The organism is Pseudidiomarina planktonica (assembly GCF_900177775.1).
Taxonomy (GTDB): domain Bacteria; phylum Pseudomonadota; class Gammaproteobacteria; order Enterobacterales; family Alteromonadaceae; genus Pseudidiomarina; species Pseudidiomarina planktonica.
Genome location: NZ_FXWH01000004.1, coordinates 104,699 through 115,345, shown reverse-complemented (window position 1 = coordinate 115,345; position 10,647 = coordinate 104,699). Strand labels below are relative to the sequence as shown.

At 48.5% G+C, this 10,647-nt stretch carries 9 protein-coding genes; 4 read left to right on the top strand and 5 right to left on the bottom strand.

Going from position 1 to position 10,647, the window contains the following annotated elements:
• The first annotated feature begins 260 nt into the window (after nt 1-260).
• The 4 genes from murB to CCE91_RS12165 all read left to right on the top strand — a co-directional run bounded on the left by murB (nt 261) and on the right by CCE91_RS12165 (nt 3,701).
• Nucleotides 261-1,271: a UDP-N-acetylmuramate dehydrogenase gene (murB, locus tag CCE91_RS12180; RefSeq protein ID WP_086435585.1), complete on the top strand. Its 1,011-nt coding sequence runs from the start codon at nt 261-263 to the stop codon at nt 1,269-1,271.
• The gene (gene birA, locus CCE91_RS12175; protein ID WP_086435584.1) at nt 1,268-2,263 is read left to right on the top strand and encodes a bifunctional biotin--[acetyl-CoA-carboxylase] ligase/biotin operon repressor BirA; all 996 of its coding nucleotides are present in this window, start codon (nt 1,268-1,270) and stop codon (nt 2,261-2,263) included. The genes murB and birA overlap by 4 nt, the downstream gene beginning before the upstream one ends.
• Before the next feature lies 1 nt (nt 2,264).
• The gene (locus CCE91_RS12170; RefSeq protein WP_086435583.1) at nt 2,265-2,996 is read left to right on the top strand and encodes a type III pantothenate kinase; all 732 of its coding nucleotides are present in this window, start codon (nt 2,265-2,267) and stop codon (nt 2,994-2,996) included.
• A 72-nt stretch (nt 2,997-3,068) separates the two neighbouring features.
• Nucleotides 3,069-3,701 carry a tetratricopeptide repeat protein gene (locus tag CCE91_RS12165; protein WP_086435582.1) on the top strand — a complete coding sequence of 211 codons (633 nt, stop codon included), beginning with the start codon at nt 3,069-3,071 and terminating at the stop codon, nt 3,699-3,701.
• A 21-nt stretch (nt 3,702-3,722) separates the two neighbouring features.
• Here CCE91_RS12165 and nspC read toward each other — a convergent pair whose 3' ends face one another.
• The 5 genes from nspC to CCE91_RS12140 form a co-directional block, all read right to left on the bottom strand.
• Nucleotides 3,723-4,859 carry a carboxynorspermidine decarboxylase gene (gene nspC / locus CCE91_RS12160; RefSeq protein WP_086435589.1) on the bottom strand — a complete coding sequence of 379 codons (1,137 nt, stop codon included), beginning with the start codon at nt 4,857-4,859 and terminating at the stop codon, nt 3,723-3,725.
• Nucleotides 4,860-4,864: 5 nt separating this feature from the next.
• Nucleotides 4,865-6,064, bottom strand: coding sequence for a saccharopine dehydrogenase family protein (locus CCE91_RS12155; protein ID WP_086435581.1), 1,200 nt, complete (start codon nt 6,062-6,064; stop codon nt 4,865-4,867).
• 94 nt (nt 6,065-6,158) lie between these two features.
• Nucleotides 6,159-8,093 carry a GNAT family N-acetyltransferase gene (locus CCE91_RS12150; protein WP_086435580.1) on the bottom strand — a complete coding sequence of 645 codons (1,935 nt, stop codon included), beginning with the start codon at nt 8,091-8,093 and terminating at the stop codon, nt 6,159-6,161.
• 1 nt (nt 8,094) lies between these two features.
• Nucleotides 8,095-9,513, bottom strand: coding sequence for a sodium-dependent transporter (locus CCE91_RS12145; RefSeq protein WP_086435579.1), 1,419 nt, complete (start codon nt 9,511-9,513; stop codon nt 8,095-8,097).
• A gap of 249 nt (nt 9,514-9,762) precedes the next feature.
• On the bottom strand, nt 9,763-10,614 hold the full coding sequence (locus tag CCE91_RS12140) for a tetratricopeptide repeat protein (RefSeq protein WP_086435578.1): 852 nt from the start codon (nt 10,612-10,614) through the stop codon (nt 9,763-9,765).
• Nucleotides 10,615-10,647: the final 33 nt, after the last annotated feature.

Sequence of the window (10,647 nt, the reverse complement as noted above, 5' to 3'; positions counted from 1 at the left end):
ATGGTAGTGTGGGGTTTCCCCATGTGAGAGTAGGACACCGCCAGACTTCTAATTGAGAAAGCCCCGACCTGATGGTCGGGGTTTTTTTATGCCTGTAATTCGGGCCTGCAATGTAGCCTGACGTTCCACGTCAGGGCCGGGCCTGCCGGCAGTATCCCTCTTCGTAGCGTAATTATATTTATGCGACAACACCCCACCTGCGGTAGAACCGCAGGCTACTTTTGGTTCCCTGTTTCGAGCGAATTAAGTAACATAGGCTCATGAAACTACATACCCAGCATTCGGTTCCACTAGCTCCCCTGCATACCTTTCGTATTGAGGTGTCCGGGCGTTCACTCATTCGCCTGGAAGATGCCCGCCAATGTCTTGATTTACCGGTTGCAGAGGACTATTACGTGCTCGGTGGTGGTAGTAATACCTTATTTACCAGTGACTTCGGCACCCTTATTGTTAAGAACGAACTGCGGGGTATTGCTATAGAGGAAGCATCCGACGGCTTTTCGCTGAGCGTTGGTGCGGGTGAGAATTGGCACGAACTAGTAACTAACTGTTTGGCGCGGGGCATCAACGGGTTCGAAAACTTAGCCCTGATACCGGGTACAGTGGGAGCCGCACCGGTTCAGAATATTGGCGCTTATGGTGTTGAAATTGAACGTTATATTGAAACTGTTGAGGTTTGGGACAGAACCAACCTGGAGTTTAAAACCTTCACCAAAAGCGACTGTCAGTTTGCTTACCGTTCCAGTGTGTTTAAACAGAATCCACAAAGATACATTATTACCAAAGTAAATTTCTGGTTGCCAAAGAACTGGCAACCCGAGCTTAGTTACGGGCCTTTATCCCACTTACCAAAAACTGCTTCAGCCACTGATATAGCCGCGCAAGTAATAGCTATTCGTCAGGCTAAGTTGCCAGATCCTCAAGAGCTACCTAACGCCGGCAGTTTTTTTAAAAACCCTTCATTAGCAGCTGCTGACGCCGAAACGCTCGCCGTTAAATATCCGGCGCTACCAATGTTTCCGCAAGTCGATGGCACAATAAAACTTGCCGCAGGTTGGCTGATTGATCATTTACAGTTGAAAGGGTATGCCGAAGGTGCAGCAGCGGTACATCAGAACCAGGCCTTGGTATTAGTGAATACAGGTAACGCAGCGGGCACTGATGTGATTGCATTGGCGCAGCATATAATGGAACGTGTAGAGCAGGAATACGGTGTATTACTGGAACCTGAAGTAAGAATATTGGATAGTCATGGGCTGTTAACTATATGACAACGCAGAATAAATCACGTCGTATTGAACAACTTATCGAGGTTCTGGCTGACGGTGAGTTTCATTCCGGTGAGCGGCTTGGTGAGCAGTTAGGCGGAATCTCGCGCACGGCCGTAAATCAATATATTGAAACCCTGCAGCAACTAGGGTTGGAAGTGTTTCGAGTTAGCGGTAAGGGTTACCGGTTAGCAAGTCCACTACAGCTATTACACCAACAGCAAATTCAAGACTATCTTGTTGCCGAAAAAATTGAACTGCCGCTTGAGTTACAGCGAGTAGTTACCTCAAGTAATGACGTGGTCAAAGAACTTCGCGTCGCTAATCCTACCGCAGGTCTCACCGTGCTGGCGGAAGCGCAAACGGCCGGGCGTGGTAGACGCGGCCGGCAGTGGCATTCTCCCTTTGGTACTAATCTATACTTAAGCATGTACTGGCCGTTGGCCAGAGGTTTAAGTGCTGCCATGGGTTTGAGTGTTGCACTAGGTGTCGGTATTGCTGAGTTGCTTGATAGTGCTGGTGTTCAGAACGTACAGGTGAAGTGGCCGAACGATGTTTATGTAAATAACAAAAAGATTGCAGGAATCCTGGTTGAGTTAGAAGGTCACGCTAGTGAAGCCGCGCACGTGGTGGTGGGAATAGGGTTGAACTTATCCATGCCCAGTGCTACCAAAAATATTGACCAACCCTGGACAGACCTTGCCAGTGAACTACCAACCGCACTGAACCGTAATTACTGGGCAGCTAAAATGGTTAGTGAATGCTATCGGCGCTTGCAAGCATACGACAGCGATGGTCTTACGCCTATGCTTGCCAGTTGGCAACGGTTTGACAAGTTCTATCAAAAACCCGTGACTTTAGTCATGGGAAATAAGAATGTGGTTGGGCGCGCACTAGGTATCGACGATGATGGTGCCTTACTAGTTGAAAGAAACGGTCAAGTGGAACGATTTCACGCCGGTGAATTAAGTATCAGAGATGTAGCCGAGGTATAAGATGAAGTTACTTATAGATGCTGGCAATACCCGTATTAAAATTGCGAACCTGGACAATGAAGGTCGCCTTGAACCCGTGTTTACTGGGTCCTTTGAAGAATTAACGAGCTGGCAGCCGGGGGCGGATATTGAGCACGCCTGGCTAAGTAGTGTTGGTGATGATGACAAAAGCTCAGCGTTGATAGACTACTTTGAGTCACATCAGATAAAGGTGACAGTGGTAGCTACTGAAGCCGACGCCTTTGGGGTAACCAACGCATACGCAGAGCATAATACCCTGGGCGTAGACCGTTGGTTGGGACTTATTGCCGCGCATATGGAGCAGCCTAAAAACACCGTGATTATTGATGCCGGTACAGCCATTACAGTGGACTGGTTAGCGGCTGATGGTACCCACTTAGGTGGCTGGATTATTCCGGGTGTCGAACTCATGGTAACGGCTATTACCTCGCGTTCGCGCCGTGTGTTTGTGAAGGACACAGCCTACGGCCGCGCCAACCATCTGGGATCAAGTACGCCGGAAGGATTACAGGACGGTTGTGTAAACGCTTTTGTGGGCATCATCAAGCAAGCCTTGAGTGTTACCGAAACCGAGTTAGATTGGTCCGATTATCGACTGTTATTAACCGGTGGATCTTACCCGTTATTGCCTGCAGATATTAAGCGTCGCGGGGAAGAGCGTCCGGAACTGGTACTGCAAGGTTTGTCCTACTATGCAAGAGACCCGGGTTAAGCCAGCTTTGTAGTTAAGACTTTCGACGAGTTGCCGATATATAAATTATTGGTAGAAGTTGAGGAGTTAGGCATGAGCAGAGGAATTTCCTTTAGCGCTATATTACTGGCATTGGCGGTACTACAGCCGAGCGTTTCTTATGCTCAGGATTTAGAGGCGGTGCAGCTTTATACCGATGCGGATCTTATTGCAATGTTCCGCGAAAATACGCATTTGAATAGAGTGAGTGCAGTTGACCGGTGCCAGCTAGTACAAGATATAAAAGCTCAGGCCGAAATTGAAAAACGACCAACCTATCAGTTTTTGTACGGTGATATGTTGGCGTGGAACGTGTGTTACGAGCGCAATGAAGAGCTTGGCGTACGTTATATGGAGATAGCTGCTGAGCAGGGATTACCTGAGGCGCTTGAGCAGTTAGGTCGCTATTATCATGAAGGCGTGTTGGTGCAAAAGGATGTTGAACGGGCCATATTGTATCTTCGCGAAGCCAGCTCGTTAGGTAATTTGCCAGCACAATTGCGATTAGCAGATATTTTAATTGCAGGAGAGGGCAGTCCTTACGATCTGGAAAAAGCTTATCAGTGGCTTTATCAGGCAGTGACGGCCGATAGTGCTAACTATCAGGCGATTCGCACTAGATTGTCAGCTATGGCAGAACTAATGCCGGCGCGAGTAGTCGAGAGAGCCAGACGCCCTCTCGGCTAATAGACCCCGCTAATGAGAGACTCAGGATAACCGGTCGCGGAAGTCCTGATACTCAAACTTACGAATCAAATCAAAGTCGCCGCTTTCACGAAGAATGCCAATTGACGGATGTTCAACACCGTTAAAGAAGCTGGTTTTAACCATCGTATAATGCATCATATCTTCGAAAATAATGCGGCTACCGGGCTTTAGCGGCTCGGCAAAACTGTACAAACCAATCACATCGCCTGCCAGACACGAATTCCCACCTAACTTATAGGTATGCGCAAGCACTCCAGGTTCGCGGGCATCAGTAATCATCGGGCGGTATGGCATTTCCAGAACATCGGGCATGTGCGCGGTGGCAGAAATATCCAGAATCGCGATTTGCCCTTCGTTTTCAACAATATCCACAACTTCGGCTATTAATGGGCCGGTTTGCCACGCAACTGCTGAACCGGGTTCCAAAATCACCTGCAACTTGTAAGTTTCCTGCAGACGTTTTAGTAACCCAATTAAGTGATCAACATCGTATCCGGCACGGGTCATCAAATGTCCGCCACCTAAGTTTAACCACTTCATGTTATGCAGGTAGTCACCGAACTTAGCTTCAACAGCCTCTAAGGTGCGTTCTAAGGCATAAGAATCACATTCGCACAGGTTATGTACGTGCAAGCCTTCAATGCCCTCAAGCGCTTCTGCAGAGAGCTCACTAACTCGTACACCAAGGCGTGAACCTGGGGCACTAGGATCGTAGAGTTCAGTTTCCGCTTCCTGATGCTCAGGATTAATCCGCAAGCCCGGCGATACGCCGGCAGCAAGGGTTTTGTCACGGTAGGTATGCCACTGGTTCAGGCTGTTAAACGAAATATGATTCACTAAGGGTAATAGCGTATCAATTTCGTGAGACTTATAACCTGGTGCATAGGCATGCACTTCGCGACCAAACTCCTCAGCAGCAAGGCGTGCTTCCCACACTGAGCTGGCTGTACAACCCACCAGATACTGACGTATCAGCGGAAAAGTACTCCACATGGAGAAGCCTTTTAACGCCAGAATAATTTGCGCACCACTTTGCTGCTGAACGTGCTGCATCAGCTCAAGATTGCGTTTCAATAACGCCTCGTCACATAAGTAACAAGGCGAAGGAATGGTCGAATTTAGGTAAGGGTTGCTCATTGGCATTAACGCTTAAACGGCGATTCGCATTCAACTACCTGCCATGGCAGACCGTATTTATTCAGGCGCTCCATGAACTCGTCCGGGTCAAACTGTTCCATGTTCCATACGCCTGGCTTCATCCAGTGATTTTGCAGCATCATAGACGCAGCAATCATGGCTGGTACACCGGTAGTATAGGAAACAGCCTGAGCACCAACTTCATCGTTACACACCGCATGATCGCAGTTGTTGTAGATAAAGATAGTTTTCTCTTGGCCATCTTTAATACCGGTAACATAGGTACCAATACAAGTCATGCCGGTATAGCCTTCAGCTAATGATTCCGGCGCTGGCAATACGGCTTTCAAGAATTCCAGTGGCACAATTTTCTGGCCGTTAAACTCAATTGGCTGAATTGACGTCATGCCCACGTTTTCAAGTACGCGCAAATGCGTCAGGTACTGGTCGCCAAAGGTCATCCAGAAACGCGCACGCTTCAGTGTCGGGAAGTGCTTAACCAAAGATTCAAGCTCTTCATGGAACAGCAGGTATGACGGGCGTACGCCTACGTTCGGATAGTCTAAGTCTTCGCGTACACTGATAGGATCGGTTTCAATCCACTGGCCGTTTTCCCAATACTTACCGCGTTGAGTAATTTCGCGAATATTGATTTCAGGATTGAAGTTAGTTGCAAACGCCTGACCATGATCGCCACCGTTACAATCAACAATATCCAAATAGTGAATTTCATCAAAATAATGCTTGGCTGCGTAGGCAGTGAACACGTTGGTTACGCCCGGATCGAAGCCTGCGCCCAACAGCGCCATTAAGCCTTTCTCTTTAAACTTGTCCTGATACGCCCATTGCCAGGAGTACTCGAACTTAGCTTCATCTTTTGGCTCGTAGTTGGCAGTGTCCAAATAATGCACGTTGGTTTCTAAACAGGCGTCCATAATTGGCAAGTCCTGATATGGCAGTGCCACATTGATAACCAATGCTGGTTTCACTTCGCGGATCAGCTTGGCTACTTCATCAGCATTATCAGCATCAACTTTGTAAACGCCAACAACGCGGTCTTTGCCTGCTTCTTGTTGAAGCTTCTCGCACTTAGAAACGGTACGACTGGCCAGGTGAATTTCAGAGAAATATTCTGGCAACATCGCGCATTTTTTTACAACAACTCCGGCAACACCGCCGGCACCAATTATTAGTACTCGAGACATGAATGATGAACCCTTTCGTTATCAGCTATTCTGAAGAAATTGTGAAGCAAAAACGATAGCACAGTTTGCAAGTTTTCGCATGTACAAGTGTGGTTTAGAGTTGCTTTTGTAAGAGCCCGCGCAGCGTTTCAGAAAGTTCGGCCTGGCTGCGCAAGCCTGCTTGTTTGGCAACCTCAGCCAGTGCTATAGGCTGTTGCAATGACTGCTGCAAAGGTAATGGTAGTCGGCCGGTTACCTGCGCCCATAAAATTATCGAAAACTGGATGTCGGGCAAAGTCACTGAGCCGTCTATAAATGCGGCAAGCTGACGTTCAAGCAACAGTAACAGATCAGTGCTGATGGTTGCTGTCAGTGCACCCTGGTGACGCCACTGGCGTTCGGCTTGGGCCAGTTCCGCTGCGGTGTTTAACAGGGTAAGTTCGCCAGCAAAAGGTTGTACTGGTTTAAGCATGGTAACTGCTGCATAACCACTGGCCATATTTAGCTTCTGCGATTGTCGTACCAGTTGATAACCGGCTTTCTGCCAGAATTCCAGCAGCCCTGTGGTGCCGCCGAACGAGGTACCAAGTGCTAAACAACCGGCTTGTTCAGCAATCCGTTCGCATTCGTTTAGCAAGCTTGTGGCAATACCACGCTGGCGTATGTGCTCTGGCACAACTATGCGTACCACCCGGAGCCATTTGTGCGCTAACACTTCTGCGAGTTGGAAATGGTAAGCCAGGGTTTGCGGTAATAAGTTCCCGGGGGGGCGACGTTGCCCGCTAACAATAGGTTGATGCAGTTCCGCGGGCAAAGGCCCCTCAGTTGCCAACCAGACTACCCCAACACACTTCTGCTCATGCACTGCCAGCAGCAGCTGTTGGTCAGTATCATCCAGCAATAAACGCAAATCATTAGGGCTACTTTGATAATGGGCTTCCATTAACAACGCAAAGCAGTCGGTTAGTTGTTGCTCGTCAAGCTCGCTGGCATGGCAGTGCTGCAGGCTTAAATTCTCTGTGGTTACTGATGGTTTAGCTGGCGGTTGCGAGTTCATAAGCAAGGCATTAGCCAGCCATTGTTCTGCTGGATCTCCGGGTGCCCAGCGCATGGGTTCGGTTAAGCTAAGACTCTTACCAGCCATGGTTTGAGTAACTTCCCGCTGCAAGCGAATCGCGAAACCACGGCCGCTGCCCTCGTACCCATCCACCGTGGTGGTCATTATCCAAACGTTAAACTTAGCCAGTAATTGTTTGAGAATATGCTGCGGTATTGCGCCGGCTTCATCAATAACGAGTAATTCATTGGCATGATTCAGGTTGTCTCTTAGCAACCGATCCCAGGCCACAAATGTCAGTTGGTTTGACTGGGTGCCGGCGTGCTCAAGCAAAGTTGCCGCAGCACGACGACGGGGCGCAGTTACCACTACTTTTAGGTCAGTACTTACCCCGGTATTCTGTTGCAGTAATTTGCGAATAGCCAAACCTGCGGCGGTACTTTTTCCGCGTCCGCGATCGGCAATCAGTAGATTCGGTGATTCGATATTTTTGATTAAGGCATCTATAACGGTGCTTTGCTGTTCGCTTGGTTTATCCGGGTGCCGGCGAGCCGGGTATTGGGCTACGGCGGCCAGCATAGTTTCCAACTGGCGATGGATATTATCAGTTGGAGTTAAGTGCTGTACTGTGGCGAATTTTTCCACCCAGCCGGTTAAACGTTGCGAGCTGGGGCTTGCAGCAGGCAGTATTACATGCAGGCAACCGCCACCGGTAACTGTGCCATGCAAAGCGGCCAGGGCGTCGTAATTCAATCCGGCGGAAAGGTCCAGAATCACTTCCTGATAGCTCTCGCCCAGGTAATCCCGATATCTGGTTACCTCAGCACTATCAGCACTATCAGCACCGCCTAAGCGTAAGCAGGGCGAAAGGTTACCGCTAAAATCGGCAAGGGCGGTTTGCCACCATTGCGGCGGGCCGTCCCATAAAAAAACGGCGCGTAAGTGCGCCGTCTTTAGTTTCTCAATCAGCTGTAGAAACACTTCGTTAGCCATATCAGATAAGCGATATCGCAAAGAACTTATTGAGTACGGTATTAATAAATACCAATGCCAGAATCAATGGGATAAAGGTACCTATGGCAAAGCTGACGTACTTTTCAAGGAACGATGTTGCGTAATTCGGATTACCTTCGCTTAGTTCAGCAGTAAGTTTGTCGCGTTTCCAGCGAGCCCGCACAAACAAACAGATCAGCAAACCGTTCAATGGCAAAATAGTGTCGTAGAACACGTCATAAATAACATCAAAAACAGATTTATCCATTCCCGCATAAACTACAAACTTAGAGAATAACGGAATAAGTCCGAATGACGTTGCCGCAACAATAGTCAGGATGGTGACTACGATACCCATGAAGAACAACGCGCGTTTGCGGCTGATATTGCGCTTTTCAATAATGGCAGCGGTAGGTACTTCAATAATAGATACCAGCGAAGTTATTGCTGCTACGAACATTAATAAGAAGAAAATGCTGGCAGCAATACTAGCTCCGATATAACCAACCGAGGCCTGCAAGGCTAAGAAGATTTTCGGGAAGAACGAGAAAATCATGCTTACCGATGAGTCGCTAAGAGTTTCCGGGTTAGTATCTGGATAGATAGCGAAAATGGCCGGTAAGGTCATTAAGCCTGCAGTAAAAGCAACGGCTGTATCGGTTAAAGCAACCAATTTACCTGAGGTCACGATGTCGTCACTACGGCGGAAATAGGAGCCGTAGGTAATTAAAATACCCATACCTAGCGACAGTGAGAAAAATGCTTGAGAGAGCGCACCATTAACGACGGTGCTGTCTATTTGCGTGAAATCCGGCACTAAATAGAACTGAACACCAGTGCTCGCGTTATCCAGCGTTAGTACGAAAATCACTAACATAATGAGCATAATAAACAGCGCAGGCATGAGTATTTTCGAAGCGCGTTCAATGCCAGAGCGCACACCGCCAACCAATATCAGGTTTACAATGACGGTAACGGCAGCCAGATAAAATACGAAACTGTAATTATTAACGAACTTACCGAAGTAGTCGTCAGCAGCAATAGCGCTCAGATTTCCGGAAACTGACTGGAACAGATAGCCGAATATCCATACCGTAATCACCATGTAAAAAATGGCAATCATGAACGGCGTTAAAGTAGCCAGGAAGCCTGCGATTTTCCAACGTTTGGTGCCGCCACCCAGAGCATCATAGGAGCCGTACGGGCTGCGCTGGGCGCGTCGGCCCAGGCCCATTTCTGCCAGCATCACGGGCAGGCAAATGAAAAGTACGAACGCGGCGTAAATAAGTAAGAACGCACCACCACCATTTTTGGTAGCAGCAACTGGAAAACCTACTAAATTACCTATGCCAACGGCTGAACCCGCGGCTGCTAATATAAATCCGAGCTTTGAGCTGAACTGCTCACGTTGTGTGCTCATAAATTCCCTAGCCTGTTTTAATTATTATCGTGGTTTTATATGAATTGCGTTGGCTGCATAACGCATGGCGCAAAGTTGGCCAATCGTAGCGCAAGCCGCGATTGGCAGCAAGCTGACCAGCGCGATTCTGAGGGGTTAACTATCGTAGGATTAAGGAAATTCATCGCTTTTGCGCCCACGACCCTAACCGCAGGCAAAAAAAAGGCCGGTCTGAGGGAACCGGCCAAAGTCATTACTAGTTACAGCAGCTTAATAAAGCATACTGTACAAAACTCTACGATAACGTGCCGCCAGCGGATCACCTGCCGGGAGTGCATTCAACATATCCAGCGCCTGCTTGCGGGCACCGTCAAAGTTTAAATCCTGCTTCAATACAATGAAGGTATGCTCCAGTGCTTCCTCACTACGATGCGCTTGCTGCAGAGCCAATGCGTACTGTAACCGTAACTGGTGGTCCTGTTCGGCCGCTTCCAGACGGTCGGCAAGTGCCCGCAGTTCTGGTGAGTCGGCTGCCTGCTCGGCAAGTTCGAGCTTGGCTACCACATGTTGGTAATAACCGTCCTGATCAACCAGTTTAATGGTGTTCAGTAGCTCCTTACCTTGATCAATGCGCCCCAAACTAGTGGCGGCATCGGCCAGCATCAAACGCACGCGGGCGTCATCCGGGTTCAAATCGTAAGCCTGCTTAGCCAGGGTATAGGCTTGCTCGTAATTTTCGGCCTGTAGTTCTTGCTCAACTTGTTTCACCAAGTCATCGGTTGCACTTGGCAGGTGTTCTTCAAAGCGACTACGGATTTGTGATTCGGCTTCCACCCCGGCAAAGCCGTCAACTGGCTGGCCGTCTTTAAACAAGGCTACCGTAGGTAAACTTTGCACGCCAAATTGCATGGCTAATTGCTGTTGTTGTTCACAGTTAATTTTGGCCAGTATTAATTGCTCAGGATAGTCTGCGGCAATTTTTTCCAGCACTGGGTTTAGCTGTTCGCAGGGTTCATAGCCTGCAGCCCAGAAGTAAACGGCGATTAACTTTTCGCGTGACCCTTCAATAATAACTTGCTGAAAATTATCGGGCGTTATGTCGACAATATTTGTTTTATTCACACGTAGCCTCGTGATGCTGGTTAAATAACGTTA